The sequence below is a fragment of the Devosia sp. T2-14 genome (genome assembly GCF_055397495.1).
Genome location: NZ_AP027921.1, coordinates 2826530 through 2844491, shown reverse-complemented (window position 1 = coordinate 2844491; position 17962 = coordinate 2826530). Strand labels below are relative to the sequence as shown.

28 protein-coding genes and 3 tRNA genes are annotated in these 17962 nt (G+C 61.0%); 21 read left to right on the top strand and 10 right to left on the bottom strand.

From position 1 onward, the window contains the following. Position 1 precedes the first annotated feature (1 nt). From ACZ5WT_RS13890 to ACZ5WT_RS13880, 3 genes are read right to left on the bottom strand one after another with little or no spacing between them, the layout of a single operon-like run. Positions 2-265, bottom strand: a complete 264-nt coding sequence (locus tag ACZ5WT_RS13890) for a hypothetical protein (protein WP_464284378.1) — start codon at positions 263-265, stop codon at positions 2-4. Positions 266-275: 10 nt separating this feature from the next. After that, the gene (locus ACZ5WT_RS13885; RefSeq protein ID WP_464284377.1) at positions 276-581 is read right to left on the bottom strand and encodes a hypothetical protein; all 306 of its coding nucleotides are present in this window, start codon (positions 579-581) and stop codon (positions 276-278) included. Further along, positions 571-741 carry a hypothetical protein gene (locus ACZ5WT_RS13880; RefSeq protein WP_464284376.1) on the bottom strand — a complete coding sequence of 57 codons (171 nt, stop codon included), beginning with the start codon at positions 739-741 and terminating at the stop codon, positions 571-573. Before ACZ5WT_RS13880 ends, ACZ5WT_RS13885 begins: the two co-directional genes overlap by 11 nt. A gap of 245 nt (positions 742-986) precedes the next feature. On the opposite strand from ACZ5WT_RS13880, the gene ACZ5WT_RS13875 reads away from it, so the two are divergent. The 11 genes from ACZ5WT_RS13875 to ACZ5WT_RS13825 all read left to right on the top strand — a co-directional run bounded on the left by ACZ5WT_RS13875 (position 987) and on the right by ACZ5WT_RS13825 (position 6551). Beyond that, on the top strand, positions 987-1274 hold the full coding sequence (locus ACZ5WT_RS13875) for a DUF6874 family protein (RefSeq protein WP_464284375.1): 288 nt from the start codon (positions 987-989) through the stop codon (positions 1272-1274). 60 nt (positions 1275-1334) lie between these two features. Further along, positions 1335-1658, top strand: coding sequence for a hypothetical protein (locus ACZ5WT_RS13870; RefSeq protein ID WP_464284374.1), 324 nt, complete (start codon positions 1335-1337; stop codon positions 1656-1658). A 6-nt stretch (positions 1659-1664) separates the two neighbouring features. Beyond that, the gene (locus tag ACZ5WT_RS13865) at positions 1665-1847 is read left to right on the top strand and encodes a hypothetical protein (protein ID WP_464284373.1); all 183 of its coding nucleotides are present in this window, start codon (positions 1665-1667) and stop codon (positions 1845-1847) included. Between the two features lie 391 nt (positions 1848-2238). Beyond that, positions 2239-2616, top strand: a complete 378-nt coding sequence (locus ACZ5WT_RS13860; RefSeq protein ID WP_464284372.1) for a hypothetical protein — start codon at positions 2239-2241, stop codon at positions 2614-2616. 122 nt (positions 2617-2738) lie between these two features. Further along, positions 2739-3572, top strand: a complete 834-nt coding sequence (locus tag ACZ5WT_RS13855) for an ERF family protein (protein ID WP_464284371.1) — start codon at positions 2739-2741, stop codon at positions 3570-3572. Beyond that, positions 3565-4200 carry a lambda exonuclease family protein gene (locus ACZ5WT_RS13850; protein ID WP_464284370.1) on the top strand — a complete coding sequence of 212 codons (636 nt, stop codon included), beginning with the start codon at positions 3565-3567 and terminating at the stop codon, positions 4198-4200. Before ACZ5WT_RS13855 ends, ACZ5WT_RS13850 begins: the two co-directional genes overlap by 8 nt. 53 nt (positions 4201-4253) lie before the next feature. Beyond that, the gene (locus tag ACZ5WT_RS13845; RefSeq protein WP_464284369.1) at positions 4254-4646 is read left to right on the top strand and encodes a recombination protein NinB; all 393 of its coding nucleotides are present in this window, start codon (positions 4254-4256) and stop codon (positions 4644-4646) included. Continuing rightward, positions 4643-5023, top strand: coding sequence for an HNH endonuclease (locus ACZ5WT_RS13840; RefSeq protein ID WP_464284368.1), 381 nt, complete (start codon positions 4643-4645; stop codon positions 5021-5023). The genes ACZ5WT_RS13845 and ACZ5WT_RS13840 overlap by 4 nt, the downstream gene beginning before the upstream one ends. After that, a complete protein-coding gene (locus ACZ5WT_RS13835; RefSeq protein WP_464284367.1) occupies positions 5020-5859 on the top strand; it encodes a hypothetical protein in 840 nt (279 codons plus the stop codon). Before ACZ5WT_RS13840 ends, ACZ5WT_RS13835 begins: the two co-directional genes overlap by 4 nt. After that, positions 5856-6152 (top strand): hypothetical protein, encoded by a 297-nt coding sequence (locus ACZ5WT_RS13830; protein WP_464284366.1) that lies wholly within the window; start codon positions 5856-5858, stop codon positions 6150-6152. The genes ACZ5WT_RS13835 and ACZ5WT_RS13830 overlap by 4 nt, the downstream gene beginning before the upstream one ends. A 129-nt stretch (positions 6153-6281) precedes the next feature. Beyond that, positions 6282-6551, top strand: a complete 270-nt coding sequence (locus tag ACZ5WT_RS13825) for a hypothetical protein (protein ID WP_464284365.1) — start codon at positions 6282-6284, stop codon at positions 6549-6551. A 28-nt stretch (positions 6552-6579) separates the two neighbouring features. Here the strand turns inward: ACZ5WT_RS13825 and ACZ5WT_RS13820 are convergent, their stop codons facing one another. After that, positions 6580-6813 carry a hypothetical protein gene (locus tag ACZ5WT_RS13820; RefSeq protein ID WP_464284364.1) on the bottom strand — a complete coding sequence of 78 codons (234 nt, stop codon included), beginning with the start codon at positions 6811-6813 and terminating at the stop codon, positions 6580-6582. Positions 6814-6863: 50 nt separating this feature from the next. On the opposite strand from ACZ5WT_RS13820, the gene ACZ5WT_RS13815 reads away from it, so the two are divergent. The 3 genes from ACZ5WT_RS13815 to ACZ5WT_RS13805 all read left to right on the top strand — a co-directional run bounded on the left by ACZ5WT_RS13815 (position 6864) and on the right by ACZ5WT_RS13805 (position 8617). Continuing rightward, positions 6864-7037 (top strand): hypothetical protein, encoded by a 174-nt coding sequence (locus ACZ5WT_RS13815; protein ID WP_464284363.1) that lies wholly within the window; start codon positions 6864-6866, stop codon positions 7035-7037. Further along, positions 7037-8071, top strand: coding sequence for a tyrosine-type recombinase/integrase (locus ACZ5WT_RS13810; protein WP_464284362.1), 1035 nt, complete (start codon positions 7037-7039; stop codon positions 8069-8071). Before ACZ5WT_RS13815 ends, ACZ5WT_RS13810 begins: the two co-directional genes overlap by 1 nt. 180 nt (positions 8072-8251) lie before the next feature. Further along, on the top strand, positions 8252-8617 hold the full coding sequence (locus ACZ5WT_RS13805; RefSeq protein WP_464284361.1) for a hypothetical protein: 366 nt from the start codon (positions 8252-8254) through the stop codon (positions 8615-8617). A gap of 20 nt (positions 8618-8637) precedes the next feature. Here the strand turns inward: ACZ5WT_RS13805 and ACZ5WT_RS13800 are convergent, their stop codons facing one another. After that, positions 8638-9120: an ArsR/SmtB family transcription factor gene (locus tag ACZ5WT_RS13800; RefSeq protein ID WP_464284360.1), complete on the bottom strand. Its 483-nt coding sequence runs from the start codon at positions 9118-9120 to the stop codon at positions 8638-8640. Positions 9121-9299: 179 nt separating this feature from the next. On the opposite strand from ACZ5WT_RS13800, the gene trhA reads away from it, so the two are divergent. Continuing rightward, positions 9300-9983 carry a PAQR family membrane homeostasis protein TrhA gene (gene trhA, locus ACZ5WT_RS13795; RefSeq protein ID WP_464284359.1) on the top strand — a complete coding sequence of 228 codons (684 nt, stop codon included), beginning with the start codon at positions 9300-9302 and terminating at the stop codon, positions 9981-9983. Between the two features lie 3 nt (positions 9984-9986). Here trhA and ACZ5WT_RS13790 read toward each other — a convergent pair whose 3' ends face one another. Then, positions 9987-10472: a DUF192 domain-containing protein gene (locus tag ACZ5WT_RS13790; RefSeq protein ID WP_464284358.1), complete on the bottom strand. Its 486-nt coding sequence runs from the start codon at positions 10470-10472 to the stop codon at positions 9987-9989. 9 nt (positions 10473-10481) lie between these two features. After that, positions 10482-11105, bottom strand: a complete 624-nt coding sequence (locus ACZ5WT_RS13785) for a cold-shock protein (protein ID WP_464284357.1) — start codon at positions 11103-11105, stop codon at positions 10482-10484. A gap of 175 nt (positions 11106-11280) precedes the next feature. Here ACZ5WT_RS13785 and ACZ5WT_RS13780 point away from each other — a divergent pair, with 175 nt between their 5' ends. The 6 genes from ACZ5WT_RS13780 to ACZ5WT_RS13755 all read left to right on the top strand — a co-directional run bounded on the left by ACZ5WT_RS13780 (position 11281) and on the right by ACZ5WT_RS13755 (position 13658). Continuing rightward, entirely contained in the window at positions 11281-11694 is a 414-nt protein-coding gene (locus tag ACZ5WT_RS13780; RefSeq protein WP_464284356.1) for a VOC family protein, read from the top strand. A gap of 127 nt (positions 11695-11821) precedes the next feature. Then, positions 11822-12298: a YcbK family protein gene (locus ACZ5WT_RS13775; protein ID WP_464284355.1), complete on the top strand. Its 477-nt coding sequence runs from the start codon at positions 11822-11824 to the stop codon at positions 12296-12298. A gap of 72 nt (positions 12299-12370) precedes the next feature. Continuing rightward, a tRNA-Glu gene (locus tag ACZ5WT_RS13770) sits at positions 12371-12445 on the top strand. Between the two features lie 47 nt (positions 12446-12492). Further along, positions 12493-12567: transfer RNA gene (locus ACZ5WT_RS13765), tRNA-Glu, on the top strand. A gap of 48 nt (positions 12568-12615) precedes the next feature. Beyond that, positions 12616-12690, top strand: a tRNA-Glu gene (locus ACZ5WT_RS13760). Positions 12691-12887: 197 nt separating this feature from the next. Beyond that, positions 12888-13658 carry an SDR family NAD(P)-dependent oxidoreductase gene (locus tag ACZ5WT_RS13755; RefSeq protein ID WP_464284354.1) on the top strand — a complete coding sequence of 257 codons (771 nt, stop codon included), beginning with the start codon at positions 12888-12890 and terminating at the stop codon, positions 13656-13658. Between the two features lie 9 nt (positions 13659-13667). Here the strand turns inward: ACZ5WT_RS13755 and ACZ5WT_RS13750 are convergent, their stop codons facing one another. The 3 genes from ACZ5WT_RS13750 to glpX form a co-directional block, all read right to left on the bottom strand. Next, a complete protein-coding gene (locus ACZ5WT_RS13750) occupies positions 13668-14915 on the bottom strand; it encodes a class I SAM-dependent methyltransferase (protein WP_464284353.1) in 1248 nt (415 codons plus the stop codon). Positions 14916-15095: 180 nt separating this feature from the next. Beyond that, positions 15096-16886 carry a single-stranded-DNA-specific exonuclease RecJ gene (gene recJ, locus ACZ5WT_RS13745; RefSeq protein ID WP_464284352.1) on the bottom strand — a complete coding sequence of 597 codons (1791 nt, stop codon included), beginning with the start codon at positions 16884-16886 and terminating at the stop codon, positions 15096-15098. A gap of 68 nt (positions 16887-16954) precedes the next feature. After that, the gene (gene glpX, locus ACZ5WT_RS13740; protein WP_464284351.1) at positions 16955-17941 is read right to left on the bottom strand and encodes a class II fructose-bisphosphatase; all 987 of its coding nucleotides are present in this window, start codon (positions 17939-17941) and stop codon (positions 16955-16957) included. Between the last annotated feature and the right edge of the window lie 21 nt (positions 17942-17962).

Sequence of the window (17962 nt, the reverse complement as noted above, 5' to 3'; positions counted from 1 at the left end):
CCTACCCCAGATGCTCTGGCACATCGCCGTGCTTTGCCAGGATCACAGGATCATCGAAATCCCCGGTGTGGGGATCTCCAGTGCGCGAGAACGCAATAACTGCGTGACGCGATAGCGCCATCCGCTCGGCCATACTGCGGCAATTGTTTTCGTCACGCGCGATCTTCGGCTCCTCGGCCTCGACCTTGCCGCGCTTGCCCTTGCGGTAGGCTTGGACGACGTAGTGCGTGATGGTGCCAGCGGCGACCTGTTCAGCGGCTTCCATATTCAATTCCTCAGTGTGTCGTAGCGCCGTTCAGATCAAAGGATCTGAGCGTGTCGCAGATTTCAGGGATCACAGTCGGATCCAGGCTCAGCAGCTTGATGCGATCTGTTTGGCCCGGCCCGGTTGGTGGGGCGCTCATCACCGGGATGACGGTGAAGCGGTCATCGTCCGAAAGCGGCCCGAACGGCTCGATGCGGAAGCTGTAGAGCGGGAAATGCGTCTCAAGGAACGCAGCAAGTCGCCGCTCCGCCCACTCGACGGCCTTAGCCTGGTTCGCAGGCGCCACGACAATGAACTCTGTGACCTCACGCGGCACGGCTGGTCTCCTTCACCTTGAACGCGACGATCTCAGCGCTAGGCGTTTCGCACTTGGGGCACTCGAACTTCATCTCCCGAATTTCGGGGTGCTCCATGAGCTCGTCACCGTCGACCGGCGGAGGCCTGCCGGCGGGCAAGGCGACTTCCTGCTGATACATCTTTGCGCATCCGCCACACCGCACATGCAGCAAAACCGAGCTTCCCTCACACATCTCCGCCTCCAGTGCGTTCTTGTTCTGTTCTCATTAACACGCTGAACGCGGCGCGAGTCGAGTCGCAAAATCAATAAAATGCCCAGCAATCTTTTGTAGCACCTTTTGTTACACACTGATTGACAGTGTAACAATACATGCTACATTCACTCTCGTCGACAACGGGCAGTAGCCCTGATGGGGAACGGGAAATGGAAGTCAGCTTCGAGGCAACCGCAGAGGAACGCGAACTGGTCCGTAAGATCGTCGCTCGCGCCCGTAAGCTTGGGTGGAAGCGCCCCGCCGGTGATTGCGAGATGGACCTGATCGCGGCGCATGCCAACGGCAACCCGATGGACTTTGAGCGCCTACTGGCCGCCGACGACTTCAACCTGATGCACGACGTTTCCGGCATCGCCCGCCACATGAACTTCCATACTGGGAAGCTGCAGAACCATTTCAGACCCCGCTTTTCGCGCCGGGAACCCCTCCCCGCCTGACCTCACCCCTGCCGATCCACGCGGTCGGCAGCAGCGAGATCATGCCTAGGAGCATTGACCATGGCTTACCCCTTCGTCTGCGACATCACCGACCACCACCTCGGCATCATCGTGATCCACGACTTCGAGTGCGAAGTTGAGGTCGAGGTGAGCCTGACCGGCGGCGAGTTGGAAGCGACCTGCACCGACGTGATGATCGAAGGCAAGTCGATGCGCAACGGCGATCCCATCACCAAGGCTCTGTTCGGGAAGATCGCCAACCTTGCCGACGACGAACTCGCTGCTGCTGGTCCCCTCTGGGACCGCGTTCAGGCCGCCGAGGGCGTGTCCTTCCATGGCGCTGCTGGTGACCCCGATGGGCACTGGCAGCAGGCTGCGGAGTGAGCCGTCATGACCTTCTCTGTATCCGTGGGGCCTGCTCTGACCGAGCGCCAAGAGCGCCAACGTGAGGCCACCGAGAAAGCCGCCAAGGTTCTGCGCGATGCAGGCATTGAATGTGACGTCACATACCTAGTGGCGGGGGCCATGTCTCCCAACGCTGACAGCGCAATGATCACCATTCGGGAGCGCTGACATGACCATCACCCACCCCCTCGGCGGCCCCTCGCCTTTCCCACCCTGTGACTTTCGCACTGATCCCCGGTTCTGGGGAGCGAAGGAAACTCAACCCATCCGGCCTGTGGCCCTGAAGGAGGCACCGCGATGACCGACTGCCGCTCTTGCAAGCATAACACCTACTCAGGGAATGCTTCGATCGAAGATTGGGTAGATTGCTCGCACCCAGTCACAATCGCGAAGTCTCCAAGGCCAGAGGCCGGTGATCCAGCATGGGTCAACTTCATGACAGCAGACCGCCCCATTCCGGAAATGGTCTCTCTTATGAATGGGGAGACCTGCGCAGCATGGGAAAAGGCAACTCAACCCATCACCGTAGCCCCTCGCGGCTCGGAAGCAGGAGGCCGCATTGGCTAATCCAACTCACACGCCGGGGCCTTTTCTCATCTGCGACCTCCGCCCCGAATGGGCGTCGCGGCCATACGTAACCTTCTGGCGCCCCAAAAACGCGAACTACGCCTATCCGCTGTCGTGGGCGGGTGACTACAGCGAAGCGGAAGTCATGGAGGGTGGCACGTATTATGCGGCCTACGAGGCTGGGCACCTGATCCGGTTTCCGGTCGAGCGGTCTGATGTCGAGGCTTTGGCGGTCGATCCTGCGCCCGGAATTATCGATGGCGATGCTGGTCCGGTCATTCGCAACACCGCTGCCATGCACCGGACACTGCGGAAACTGGCCTATGCGCCCGCCCTCGCCGCCCTCGCCAAAGCAGAGAGCCGGTCATGAACCCCACTCCCCTCACCTACTCCCAGCAGTTCCTAGAGGGCGGCAAGATCCTTCTGGCCCTGGTGGTGTCCCTCGCCCTTTCATTTGAACTCGCGCACTTCCTGCGCGGATAGGAGCCCGACTTGTCTCAAGCTATGGAACTTCGACCTGTTGACCAGCTGCCGGTGGCGCCTGCCGCGTCCGAAAGCGCCGCAATCCTGTCCGTCATCGAGCGGATGGCGCTGAGCCCCGAAATCGACCCTGATCGGGTAGAGCGCTTCATGGGCATGTACGAGCGCATGGAAGCGCAGAAGGCGCAGAAGGCCTTTTTCGCTGCCTTCTCCGCGGCTCAGGCCGAAATGCCCCAGATCGTCAGGAACGCGGTCAACGACCAAACCCGGTCCAGGTACGCGAAGTACGAAACCATTAGCGAGGCAATTCAGCCGGTCATCACCCGGCATGGGTTTTCGATGACCTATGGCGAGGCAGACAGCCCGAAGGAAAACTGCCTTCGCATCACCTGCACGCTGATGCACGAGGCGGGCCACGCGAAGGACTATCACGCTGATATCCCCGTCGACATGTACGGTATGAAGGGGAACCCCAACAAAACCGGGCCGCACGCCTACGGCTCCACCAAGAGCTACGGCCGCCGCTATCTCAAGCTCGATATCTGGGACATCGCCGTTAAGAACGAGGACGACGACGGCAATGCTGCCGGCGCCGCTCCCGTGCAGCAGGACACCATCAGCGATGAGCAGGTAGCCGAGATTTTGGGGCTGATCCAACGGTCCAAGGGCACGGTGGAGAGGTTCTGCCAGCTTGGGAAAATCGAGGCCGTCCCCGATCTGCTGGCCGTTCACTTCGGCGCCGCCAAGTCCATGCTGATGGAGCGCATCAACCGCATGGAGGCGAAGGCCACTCCGAACGTCGCGCCGACCGCTCAGTTCGACCAGATGGAGCGCGACAATGCTTGAGATCATCGACTGCCTCCAGGGCTCCCCTGAATGGTTTGCCGCCCGTGCCGGGCTTCCTACCGCCAGTGAGTTTTCGACGGTTCAGGCCAAGGGCAAGGACGGCGGCGCGTCAATCACGCGTGCCAAATACCTGCGCCAACTTGCTGGCGAAATACTGACCGGCGAGCCCGCCCCGGAAGGCTACAGCAACGGCCACATGGAGCGTGGCAAGGTCATGGAAGACGACGCTCGCGAGGTTTACGCCTTCATGACCGACGCCGAGCCCCTTCGCGTAGGCTTCCTCAAGAACGGACGGGCGGGCGCTAGCCCTGACAGCCTGATCGGAGATCGCGGCGGACTGGAGATCAAGACCGCCATCCCGGCCGTCCAAATCGAGCGTCTGCAGCGTGGGACTTTGCCCTCCGAGCACAAAGCCCAGGTTCAAGGCTGCCTATGGATCACCGGCCGCGAGTGGTGGGACTTCGTGAGCTTCTGGCCGCGCCTTCCCCCGCTGATCATCCGCGTCGAGCGCGACGAGGCCTACATCGCCCAGCTCGCCAAGGCGGTCGACGCCTTCAACGAGGAATTGGACAGCATCGTCCAGTCCATCCGCACCTATCAGGATTTCAAGGGTCAGGCCGCCGCCTGATCCACAAGGGACCGGCTGGCCAATGCCCAGCAGTAACCAGCCGGAGCAATTCGATGAGCCGCTACCCCATCGTCATCAATGGCCCAGAGGACAAGCAGAAGGCCCACCGGTGGGTGGAAGCTGCTCCGATGGGCATGTCCATCACCTTCAAGGTCAACAAGCGCTCTGTGGATCAGAACTCCAAGCTCTGGGTGCTGCTGGGCGAGGTTGCTGCGCAAGTCGAGTGGTACGGCCAGAAGCTGAGCCCAGAGGACTGGAAGGACATGTTCACGGCATCGCTGCGCAAGGCCCGCGTGTCCCCAGGCATCGACCCCGGCAGCTTTGTGGTTCTCGGCCTCCACACCAGCGATCTGACCAAAGAGGAATTCAGCAACCTCATCGAGCTGATCCACGCGTTCGGCGCGGAGCACGGCGTTCAGTTCCAAGACGATCGGGTGGCAGCATGAGCTACAACACCGCCCGCCGCCGGTCCTTTACCACCCTGCAGCGCGCCGCCTTCTTCGAGCAGCACAAGGGCATCTGCTACCTGTGCGGCCTCAAGATCGATGGTACCCGCGAGAAATGGGAAATCGAGCACGTCATCGCCCGCGAAATCATGGGCAAGGACGCCGACGAGGACAGCAATCTCGCGCTCGCCCACGCCTCTTGCCACAAGGCCAAGACGGCGCAGGACAAGGCCGCAATCGCCAAGTCGAACCGCGTGGCCGCCAAGCACATCGGCGCCCATCGTCCCAGGCAGAAGATCCCCGTCAAGCCCTTCGGCGGCTTCGGCTCGAATTCCCGCGACATCAACGCTGACCTTATGGAGAGCGAACAGCCATGACCGACGTTTTGGACACCAGCACGGCCCGCCTGGAGAAGATGATCGCAGATGCGCCGGCGCAGGAGGCGGCAAGTAAAGGCGTGATGATCCACCCGTTGTTGCTCGCCGCAATGGCCTCCGAGCTCCAGCATCTCCGCTCCCCTGTTACGGTAAGCGATGAGATGTTGGAGAGGGCGCATGCGGTTGTGTGGCCCGCAACCGAATGGAACGAAGGCGAACATGCCTGCCGTGAAGTAGTGCGCGCCGCCCTCACCGCCGCCCTCGCTCCTGCTGAACAGGAGGGGGAGGACGATCATGTCACGGATTGGCAAGGTCTCGGGCTCGACGTGATCGAGTATCGGCACAAGAAGAAGCCAGCCGCCCCCACCCATCCAGGCGGGGAAAGCCGGGTCGTGGCTTGGCTAGATCTCGGCCCAGATGGATTGCCCGCGGCTAAGCGCGGCACCACAGCAGACCCGGAAACAGCCGCCTATTGGAGATCGCAAGGGCCTGTCGAACCCCTCGTTCCCCTATCCTCTCTTGAGGCTGTGGAACGGGAAAGGGATGAAGCGCGGCAGATGTGCGCCAAGTTGCTCTATGCCGGACAGGAGGATTTGATCCTGCTCCAAGAAGTAGCAGGCACGGTCACCAGCCTTAGCTCCCGCGCCGAAGCCGCCGAAGCCAGTCTTGCCGCCGCCCGAGAGCTGGAAGCCGCTTGCGATGCTTTGGCCGCCACGAGGTCGCAGGCGACATATCTCAGCATGATTGACAACGACTATGCGACGGACGCTCTGGCGCGCCTCGACACGGCCCGCACCAATCTCCGCGCCGCCCTTGCTGGGAGTAACGGGGAATGAACCGATCCGAATACCTACTCACCTGCCTGAGTGAAGAATGCGACGAGGTTGGGCAGCGCGTGTCTAAAGCCCTTCGCTTCAGCTTGGGCGAAGTCCAGCCCGGCCAGCCGCTCAGCAACGCCGAGCGGATCGTTGAAGAGCTGCAAGACCTGATTTCTGTCGCAGCGCTCCTGCGCGCCAGAGGGCTAATCGGAGAGTTCTATCCGACAGCAACCCAGATTTTGGCGAAGGACGCCAAGATCGAAAAGTTCATGGCAATTTCTCGCGAGCAAGGGGTTTTGACCCATGACTGAAACAGCCAAGCTAGAGGCGCTGAAGCCATGTCCGGTGCGCCATGGTCCAGACGAAAACAGCAACCATTGCTATGAGAAACGGGCGTCTAATGTATTGTGGGATTCACGTCGTGAGTTTGGGACCACAAAATGGCTGAAAACACGTCTGAAAAATATGAAGAGAACTGGCGCTACATTCGAAGCAAGATCGATGAGCGCATCGATATGGACACGCTTCTCCGAGGACTTGGCAAGCTCAGTATCGCATCGTGCATTTCGGCAGGCATGGACAACGGCGAGGCTGAATCTGTCGCGACCCTGTTCGACATACTTGTTGCGGCAGCGGAGCAATTGGAAACAGCGGAGATCAAAGAGGCCGCAAGTAAGGGCTTGTGGGTTCGGTTGCCTGCAGGAGACTGAGGCCGCCCCAAGGGGCCAAACAGCAACCTCAGTTCAGCTTCGCCCGGATGCGCGCCATCAGGCTCAGCCACTCCTCGCCCAGCGCCTGGATCTTCTCCAGTTTGCTCGGGTGGCGATCCGCAATGCGCTCCAAATGATCGAGCTCATCGTTCATCAACCCCATGTCGAGAACTGGCAGCACGCCACCGGCAACCATCTGCGCGTATTTGCGCAGGGTTTGGCGGGATTTCATGATGCGTTCATCGGCTTCTTCGGCGTTCATGGGCGGATACTGCCGGGCGCCGGCAGGTCTGGCAATGAGGAGGTCTGGGGATGACGAGGCAGCTTTCCATCACAAAGCGTCAGGCCAAAACCCTACTCCAAGCCGCGGAAGAGCAAGGCGGTATTGTCGAGGTCGAGACTGCCATCGGCACGGTGAGGCTCATTCCTCAATCGCTTGCCTCCCGCACCGAGAAGCTTGACGAGGCGCCAAAAGGCTATTTCTGATGCTGCCCATGCCGCGCCGTCGCAAGCCCTTCGTCCAACGCGAAAGCACGCGCCATGGAAAGACCGTTTGGTATTTCCGGCGCGGGACTGGAGCACGCGCGCGCCTTCCAGGGGAATACGAGAGCCCCGAGTGGCTGGCGGCCTACGAGGCCGCGCTCGGAGGTGCGCCCGCGCCCGCCCCCACGACCAGCGGCACATTTCGGTGGTTGGTCGAGCGCTACAAGGCGAGCGCGAAGTTCGCCGGGTTGGCAAAGGAAACTCAGACGTTTCGAGCGGGCATTCTGGATCGAGTGGTGAAGACGGCCGGTGACCTGCGGCTGAGCCAAATCACACGGTCGATGCTGGCGGAGGGGCGCGACAGGCGCGCAGAAACACCGTTTGCGGCGATCAATTATCTTAAGGTGATGAATCAGGTTTTCGCCTTTGCCGTTGATGCTGGCTACCTTTCCAGCAATCCGGCCAAGGGCATCGAGCGCCCTTCCCCGGCGACGGACGGCCACCACACTTGGACAGTTGCCGAGGTCCGTAGGTATCAGGCGAAGTGGCCGGTAGGCACGCGCGAGCGCTTGGCGATGGACTTGCTGCTCTACACCGGCCTGCGGCGCGGCGATCTGGTCCAACTCGGCCGCCAACACGTCAGAAACGGCATCATCCGATATCGAGCGACGAAGAACGGCGTGGAGATTGTCTTGCCGATGCTGCCAGTGCTGCAGTTGACCATAGACGCCGGGCCGACTGGCGACCTGACCTATCTGGCCACGATGCGAAACACGCCATGGAAGAAGGAATCATTCGGGACTTGGTTCGCCGGGGCCTGCAAGGCGGCGAAAGTGCCTGGCCGAGCGCATGGGCTGCGCAAGGCTGGTGCGACCATCGCTGCGGAGAACGGCGCGAGTGATCAGCAGCTGATGGCTATATTTGGGTGGACCAATCCCGAGCAGGCGGCGGTCTACACGCGGACGGCAAGCCGCGCCAAGATGGCGGCAATGGGGATCGGCATGCTTGTTCCGCACCCCGAAAATGAGGGCGAATAGGGAACGTCTATTCCCGCACCTATCGATCCGGTGCGGGATTTTGGTCGAAAAGCCCAATGATTTCAAGGGCAATTTGGTAGTATTGCGATCCTGCCGGGATCGCCAAACCTTCGCAATTTTCTGATCAAAAGAGTAGCGCCATGCCTCTGCGCCATCGCCGAGTTCGGACAGCAAGTTCTATTGAATATTTCGCTTCTTAATACTAACGCCGAATTACGGCAAAACGTTCTCGCATCGCGCTATCTCGGCCAATTTCTTTATGGTTCATCTGCATCAGTGAACTCGCGGGGCGCGAACATGCAAAAGAACATTCTGGATTCTATTGCCGATGATTTCAGGTCGGGCAATGCGGGCCACACACTCGACCTGCTTGAAATCATCGGTAATCAGGAACGAACAATCGAGCGTCTGATCGGCCTTCTACAAACCACTCCAGGCGTGGACGTGGCAGCCATCGAGACAATTATCGGCGCGCATACCAATTTTCTCCCGAGCTCGCGGCGACCGATCGGAGAGGCGCCGGACTCGCCAGGCAGTGCCGGTTGAGGCGGGCCAGGAAATAACCCTCAGAAGTCGAAGCCCATCTGAGAGACTTCTGACTTTGGCGCGGCTTCCGGCTTGATGGGCGCTTCTTGCTTTGCGGGCTTGGCTTTCGCTGTGGCCGCCTTTGGCGCGGCTTTGGGCTTCGGTGCCAATACTGCTTCTGGAGCCGGTTCCGGCGCGGCGACGGTGAGGGTAGCGGGTTTGGGAGCAGACTTGGCCACCCTGCCCTTCGCTTTGCCCTCCGTTGCCGATGACACGCCCGCCAGCCAGTCCTGAACCGGCTTTAGCCGGCTGGGATGGAGAGCGTAGCGGTTTTCACGGCCGGCCTTTTTCTCGCTGATCAAGCGCGCTTCCTTTAGCACACGCAGGTGACGCGAGATGGCGGGGCGGCTGATATCGAACGAAGACGCCAGCACGTGGACCGGTTGCGGCCCGTCGCGCAGGATTTCGACGATCCGGCAGCGGGTTGGATCGGCAAGGGCAACGAGGACTGCTACTGGTGACATACGATTTCCGGGGCCGTTTTGACGATGCAGTAGTAACGCTACCGTTACGCGTCAAGCATGGGCTACCAGTTGTTCACCAGATGCGTCGGTCCGGGCATCGTGATGCAGCGATTGCCATGGTTTGGCAATAATCTGGTCACTTCCTCAAGCCAAGGTCGGGGTCATCGGAGAGCGACGCTTTGCACAAGCCACGGGCTGCATATTCATGGTGGAGCCGGGAACACCGGCCGTTCAGCCCGGCCGAACTTGTGGCAGACGGCATCGTCCATGTGTTGGGCCTCACGGTTGCCATCGCAGCCGGATCGGTGCTGCTTGCCTTCGCTATCCTGCAGACCGCGCCTGAGGCAGTGCCCGCATTGGTGGTCTATGTCGGCTCGCTGGTGACGGTGCTGGGCGTCTCGCTGGCCTACAATATGTGGCCGGTTTCCCCCATCAAGAAGGTATTGGCCCGTTTGGACCAGGCGGCGATTTTTCTATTTATCGCTGGCTCTTACACGCCATTCCTCGCAGTGATCGGAGGCACCACGACCGGTGTGCTGATGACCACCTTCGTGTGGGGAGCATCGCTGATCGGCGTGGCGCTAAAACTGATCGTACCGGAGCGGTTTGGACGCCTCGCGATCGTACTCTATCTGGCAATCGGCTGGAGCGGCGTATTGGTGTTTCAGTCGCTGGCCCAGAGCCTGCCGCACACGACGCTCTATCTGGTCCTGGCGGGCGGCGTGACCTACTCCCTGGGGATTGTCTTCCACCTCTGGGAGAGGCTCAAGTTCCAGAACGCCCTTTGGCACGTCTTCGTTGTTGTCGGCGCCAGCCTTCACCTTTGGGCGGTGATCGACTTCATGGTCATCCATCGGCTCTGAGAATTAGTTGGTGGGCGCCGCCCCCACCAGGGGATGCTCCATCGTGTCGCCCGGCTCGAGCCCGATCTCGACCGAGCGCCCACCCGGGATTTCGAGAACAAACTGAACCGGCACTTCCGATGGGATCGACGTGACGTCATGCGGAATGGCATTGACGTGCACGGTTTTCACCACGCCATCAGCACCGACAAAGATCATGTCGAGCGGAATGAACGTGTTACGCATCCAGAACGATACCGGGCGCTCCTCCTTGAAGTCGAACAGCATGCCGGCGTCCGGCGCCAGATCCTGCACGAACATCAGGCCCTTGGCCCGCGACTCCGGAGTATCGACAACTTCGACATTGAATGTGTGAGCACCGGTTGCCGTGTTGAGCACCAGCTTGCCTTCGTCACTGCACGCTGCCAGTGGCAGCGCGATCAGGGAAACGGCGAGCACTGCGCCCGCACGGCGCAGGGCCGGGCCAAAGCCTTGGGCAAGCAGCATCATCTGGAATTCCTAGTGCGAGGACGGAGCGTCGCCCCAACCATCGGGCCTGATTTCGGCGACCATAAGGCCCTTGGGGCCGTTGCCGTAGCGAACCAGCACATACTGGCCGGGACGCAGTTCGGTGATGCCAAAGCGGCGCAACGTTTCCATATGCACGAAAACGTCTTCGGCGCCCTCGCCTGCGGACAGGAAGCCGAAGCCGCGAATGCGGTTGAACCACTTGACCTCAAGACGAACCATGCCCGAGGTCGGCTCGACCACGACATGCGTGCGCGGCGCCGGCATCTGGGCGGGATGAATCGCGGTCGACTCATCCATGGAAACAATGCGGAAGGCCTGCAGCCCACCGGGGCGATTGAGCGCCTCCACGACGATGCGGGCGCCTTCATAAGCCGTTTGATAGCCGTCGCGGCGCAGGCAAGTCACATGCAGCAGCACGTCAGACATGCCGTTGTCCGGCACGATGAAACCGAAGCCCTTTCCGGCATCGAACCATTTGATGGCGCCGGAAATTTCTATGGTGTCGAGGCCGGAATCGTTAGGTGGGGGGGACGTATCCGAACGGCTCGTGGCCCCCGTCTCTGCAGACAGATTCCCGGATAGATTGTCGTCGCCAGTGAACTTGGCCCCCATAGACCCAAAGCCCTTTTTACTCGCCTCGCAACGGCGAGGTACTCCCACAAGACACCGGTCACTGTGTCCGATTCAGCGACCTTTGTTAAGAGTCTGTTTGGAATTGGCTCGATTGCGGCTTCACCCGGCAATTGCTAGGCCTCAGGCCGAGTGTTTTCCCCAAGGAGGCTTTGCCGTGAAATACCTGCACACCATGGTCCGCGTGACCAATATCGAGGAGAGCCTGCGCTTCTACTGCGAAGGTCTGGGGCTGGAAGAGGTTCGCCGGAGCGAGAACGAGAAAGGCCGATTCACGCTGATTTTTCTGCGGGCACCAGGCGATGAGGGTCAGGTTGAGCTGACCTATAATTGGGATCCCGAGGAATATACCGGCGGCCGCAATTTTGGGCACCTCGCCTATCGCGTGGCCGATATTTATGCGCTGTGCCAGCACCTTATGGACATGGGCGTTACTATCAACCGTCCCCCTCGTGACGGCCACATGGCCTTCGTGCGCTCGCCAGACGGCATCTCGGTCGAACTGATTCAGGACGGCACCCTGCCCCCGCAGGAGCCATGGCTGTCGATGCCGAACACCGGCAAGTGGTAGCCAGCTAACGTTTCGCTAACCGTGGTGCTTAGCCTGCGGTTAGCGAAACCGATCGTATTTTAGAGACTTCAGGAACGGACTCTTTGGCTGTTGCCCTTTTGCAACCCTAGGTCTTTCGGAAGTCGTCATGCTCAGCACCATCCGCTCTACCCTCGCCATTCTCATGTGCACATCAATGCTGGCCGCATGCGTGCCCATGGCCATGTTCGCCAGCTCGAGCGGCGCAGGCTACGCCGGCAAGCGGAACGATTGGGGCACGCTGGTCGCGAGCAAGGAAGTCAACGCCCTCTGCATCTCGCCAAAGCTCCGATTCCTGATCTGGGAATTTGAAGGGCACTTCGGCCGCAAGGTCATCATGAGTTCGGGCTATCGCGATGGGCAGCACAATTCGGCCGCCGGCGGCGCCGACAATTCCTATCACACCAAATGCATGGCGGCAGACTTCTACATCCCAGGTGTCGACAAGCAGGAGCTGATTGCCTTTGCGATGCGTACGGATAGCGTTGGCGGGCTTGGCTGCTATCCTGGAAAGCAGTTCATTCACGTCGACGTACGGGACCGCCCGCGGAGCTACAATCGGCCAGTCACTTTCTCAGGCTGTTAAAAATTCTGCGTTTCTATGCACTTGAGGGTTGCACAACTCGAAACCCCAAACTATACGACACCCAGCGCTTAGGCGCCCTTCGTCTATCGGTTAGGACGGCACCCTTTCACGGTGCAGAGAGGGGTTCGACTCCCCTAGGGCGTACCATTTTCCTGCTGGCGGAAAGCTAAAAGCCAGCACTGAGTTCTTGCGCCGCGCCCATCGTCTAGCGGTCAGGACACCGCCCTCTCACGGCGGGAACAGGGGTTCGATTCCCCTTGGGCGTACCAGGAACTGGTACAAAAACGTGCCGTGACTAGGCTGACAAGCCCAATCATGCGCCCTTCGTCTATCGGTTAGGACGGCACCCTTTCACGGTGCAGAGAGGGGTTCGATTCCCCTAGGGCGTACCATTTCCCAGTCTTTTGCAATCAGGCAAGGCTCCACCACTCTGGTGGCGAGCTGCGCACATCTGGGTCCGAAGAGCGGGATTCGGGACGCAAGCGCCAATTCGATTCGGCCCCTGCCCAAGTTCAGCGAATCGATGCCTGGACGCTTTTCTTTCGTCGGCTGCTTACCTTGGCGTCGCAGCCGCGATAGACGTTACCCTATGAGCAACGAGGAACTTCAGCCAGGTGTCGCCTGGATTGTCGGCGGGGGATCGGGCATAGGCGCGAGCGTCGCCACGCTTCTGGCCGAACGCGGCTGGACCGTCGCCATCTCAGGCAGGCGCGCGGACAAGCTGACCGCCGTTGCATCGGCCAACACCTCCAAAATCCTGCCCTATGCGCTCGATGTCACCGACAGTGCGGCGGTTGATGAAGCCGTTGCCGCCATCGCCAGGGACTTGGGCCGAATCGACCTCTTCATCTTCGGCGCCGCTGCCTGGCAACCGATGGCCGTAGGTGACTACGCCTTCGACAAGTTTGCGCGCGTGGTCGACACCAACTATCTTGGCGTCATCCGCATCGCCAATCCTCTGCTGGCACAGATGGACAAGCAGGGTGGCGGGCATTTTGCGGTGATCGCATCGGTAGCCGGGTATTTCGGCCTCCCCCGCTCCGCTGCCTATTCATCGACCAAGGCTGCATTGATCAATCTGCTCGAAACGATGCGGACAGAGCTGGCGCCGCGGAACATCAAGGTGCGCATGATCGCGCCGGGATTCGTCAAATCCGAGCTGACGGACAAAAACGACTTTCCGATGCCGTTCCTGATGGAAACCGACGCAGCGGCGCGTCGCATTGTCGATGGCCTGACCAAGTCTGACCGGTTCGAGATCGCTTTCCCCAGGCGCATGGTCTGGCTGATGAAGTCGGTGCGCTGGCTGCCCTACCCGGTGTTCTTCTGGGTCACCAGCAAGATGCTGCCGAAGCAGTAGGGGCCCGCGTCAAGCGGTGTCACATACCGGCTTGCGGTACTGGTAGATCCCGACATCGATCGAGCCTTCGGTGAACCCCGCCTCGCAATAGCTGAGGTAGTAGACCCACTTGCGCCGGAAATACTCGTCATAGCCAAGCGGAGCGATCATCGGCCAGCGCTCAAGGAACCGCTCGCGCCACAGCCTTAGCGTGCGCGCATAGGACAGCCCGAAGGTTTCGACGTTTTCGAGCACCAGGCCAAACTTGTCGCCGAACTCCTGCATCACCGTCTTGGTCAGCAGCATGCCGCCGGGAAAAATGTAGCGCTGAATGAAGTCGGGCCCACTGCGGTAACCATCGAAATCAGCTTCGTTTATGGTGATTGCCTGGATGGCCGCGGTACCGCCGGGCTTCAGGCGATCGTGGACGGTCTCGAAATAGCTGGGCCAATTGTCTTCGCCGACAGCCTCGATCATTTCGATCGAGCCGATATGGTCGAACTGCCCCTCGGTGTGGCGGTAGTCCTCAAACACCAGAGTGGCGAGCGTATCTAGCCCCTGCCGCGCCAGGCGTTCCTGCCCATATCGCAGCTGCTCAGCCGATAGGGTGATGCCGCGCAGATGGGCCTTGTAGTCCCTTGCAACGGTTTCCGCGAAGCCACCCCAGCCACAGCCAATTTCAAGCACGGACGAGCCCTCCGTGATCCCCGCCATGTCGGCGACTCGACGGTATTTTGCCAGTTGCGCCTCTTCGAGACTTTGATCGCCCGACGTGAACACCGCGGACGAATAGGTCATCGAAGGGTCGAGCCACTGGCCATAGAAGTCGTTGCCGAGGTCGTAGTGCTCGGCGATGTTCTTTTTGGAGCCCTCAAGCGTGTTCCGACGCGACAAGTGGTAGTGCAGGTCCGTTGCGGCCTTGCGGAAGAAGCCAGGGTTGGCTTGCTCAAACATCTCGCGGTTCTGCAGGAAGAAACGGAACAGCGCTGTAAGGTCATCGACCTCGATATCGCCATTCATGTAGGCAGCCGAGAACCCAACGGTGCCGCGCTGCATAGTCTCGCTGATGACCCTGAAGTTGTTTAGGCGCAGCACGGAGTGTTCGCCCGTTGCCGGATTGCCAAGCGTGCGCGTTCTGCCATTGGGAAGAATGACGGTGACCCCGCCATGCTTTGGCTTGCCGATAAGTTTGACGCCGATCTGTTCAACCGCCCAGGAGGCAAAACGAATCCACGGCGTAACGCCGGTATTTGAGTTTTCAGCTACGGTCTTCGTCATGGGCCGCTTGATCCAAATAGCTTTAGACTTGGCGGCGGCGCTTCTTGCTGCCGCCTCAATTTGAGTATCGGCGGCACACCCTTTGAGCCACAAAGCAGTGCTTCCCAGTGTATGCCCGCGACTACTTTAGCCGTGATAAATGGATATGCAAGACGCTGATTGCAGGGATTTTGGGCTGGCTCAGCTCTTGGGTCGAGCGAGGTCCGTCAGGCGGAACTGCACCTGTTCGCGGCCCTGATAGTGGTCAATCGACAGCGCTCCGGCAAAGTGGAACGCGGTGTCGCTATCGCGGAGCAACGCATTGCCGATAGCCGTATTGGCCGCACGAAAGGCGATGGCCTTGAGTCGAGCACCGTCATCAGAGCTGAGGGAGAAGCTCACGTGGCCCCCCTTCCCGACCACCTGCGCAAACTTGGCGCGATGGGCGGGGAAAGCAAAGACGGGTCCAGGATTGCCGGCACCGAACGGCCCTGCCCGCTCGATATCCTTCACCAGATCAAGCGTGGCGCCACGCGCGGTCAGCGCAGCATCGACCGAAAGGGCCGTGGCGGCGCGAGCAGCTGCCACGTCAACCGACAGTGCCTGGGTCAGGAACGTCCGGAATGGTCCGAGCTCGCCCGGCTTTATGGTGACGCCCGCAGCCATGGCATGGCCGCCGCCTTTGGAGATCAGCCCCATATCGACCGCCTGTATGACCGCGCGGCCCAAATCGACGCCGGGCATAGAGCGGCCGGAGCCGGTTCCGGTGCCATCAGGTTGCAGGGCAATGGCAAAGGTCGGGCGTTCGAAACGCTCGCGCAAACGCGACGCAATGAGACCGGCAACCCCGGGGTGCCAGTTGGCCGAGGCCAGTACGAGAACCGGAGGACCCTCGCCGTCACCGATTTCCATCTCGGCCACTGCGGCCGCTTCTTCAACGGCCTCGACCTCGATGCGCTGGCGCTCGGAGTTGAGTTCATCAAGCCGCGCGGCGATGGCCAGCGCGTGATGCTCATCTGTCACCGTCAGCAATTCGGTCCCAAGGGCCGCATTGCCGATGCGACCGCCGGCATTGATGCGGGGCCCGATCAGAAAGCCCAGATGGTAGGGGTTAAGCGGGCCAGAGACCCGCGCTGCCAGCCCAAGCGCTGCAATGCCCAGATTGTCGCCGCGGCGCGCCACCTCAAGGCCGCGCACCACAAAGGCCCGGTTTAGGCCTGTGAGCGGTACCACGTCGCAAATGGTGCCCAGCGCCACCAGGTCGAGAAGCTTCAATAGGTCCGGCAGCCCGGTATCGCCGCGCTGACGAAGCGCGCGATTGACGGCAACCAGAACCATAAAGGTGACGCCGGCGGCGCAGAGGTAGCCGAGCCCCGAAATGTCGTCCGGCCGGTTCGGATTGACCAGCGCAGTCGCGTCCGGCAGTTCGTGGTCCGACAGGTGATGGTCGATGACCAGCACGTCCGCACCCCGGCTGCGGGCATGGGCGATGGGCGCGAGGCTCGTCGTGCCGCAATCGAGCGTGATGATCAGGCTGGCGCCGCTGTCGATCAGCTTGTCCATTGCCGCGATATTGGGACCATAGCCCTCGAAAATGCGGTCTGGAATATGCACCTGCGGCTCGATACCAAAGTGGCGCAGGTAGCGCGCCATGAGCGCGCAGGAGCAGGCACCGTCGACGTCGTAGTCGCCAAAGAGCGCCACGGCCTCATTGTCGGCAATGGCCTTGGCCAGGCGGTCCGCCAATGCATCCATAGCGGTCATGGTTGAAGGGTCAGGCATCAGACCGCGAATTGTGGGCTCAAGGTAGGCCTCGGCCTCGTCGAGCCCGACACCCCGCGCCGCGATGATGCGCGCCAGGATTTCAGAGATGTTGCTGCGCTGGGCGATGGCTGTCGCCGTCCGGGTCGTTCCGGCATTGAGGCGGTCTACCCACGCCCGGTCCGTAACCGATCGGGTGACATCAAGAAAGGGGCGCGGCGCATCCAGCATGCGGGCAGAGGTAGGCGATTTAAGGAGTCGTGGGAAGACCTCTCGTGCCCAGCAGTGGGGCGCGTCGACTACCGTGCGTGCTGCGCCCTGATCCAGCGCACGGTCTGGCTCCAGCTACGCATCACGATCGTGCTGGTCTCCACCGAGTTTCGACGAAGGCGAATACCATCCAGCAGCGTGCCATCGGTGACGCCGGTCGCAGCCACCAGCACGTCCCCAGCCGCAAGCTCGGAAACGTCGTAGATCCTATTGGGATCGGTGATGCCCATGGCGATGGCCCGCTCACGCTTGGCCGGGGTATCGAGGATCAACTTGCCCTGCATCTGTCCACCGATGCAGCGTAGTGCTGCCGCAGCCAGCACGCCTTCGGGCGCACCGCCGGAGCCAAGATAGATGTCGATGCCGGTATCCTGCGTGTTCACGGCGTGCATGACCCCGGCGATATCGCCGTCGCTGATCAGCTTGACCGCGACGCCGGTGGTGCGCAGTTCCTCGATCAACCCGGCATGGCGAGGGCGATCGAGTACGATGGCGGTGATTTCGCTGAGCGGCACGCCCTTGGCCTTGGACAGCGCCCGCACGTTCTCCGTCGCCGTCCAGTCGATGTGAACGGTTCCCGGCGCATATTCGGCGCCCACGGCGATCTTGTGCATGTAGACGTTGCGGGCAACGTTCAGCAGCCCGCCACGCTCGGCCATGGCCAGCACCACGATGGAATCGGGTTGGTTCTTGGCACAGAGGGTGACACCTTCCAGCGGATCGACGGCAATATCGACCTCAGGTCCCTGCCCTGCGCCGACCGCCTGCCCGATATAGAGCTGGTCGCATTCGTGCTCTTCGCCCTCGCCGATCACGATGCGGCCCGAGATTGCGACACGGTCGAGCTCGGCCTTCATGCCCGTGACCGCAGCCTCATCGGCAGCCTGCTCGTTACCCTTGCCGCGCCACTCTGCGGCGGCAATCGCCGCGCGCTCTGTGACACGAACCAGTTCGAGAGTCAGGCTCCGATGCAGATGTGCCGGGCTCTTTTCGCCCTCGACCTTGCTCAGTCTCATGTGTCCTCCCGGAGCCCTTTT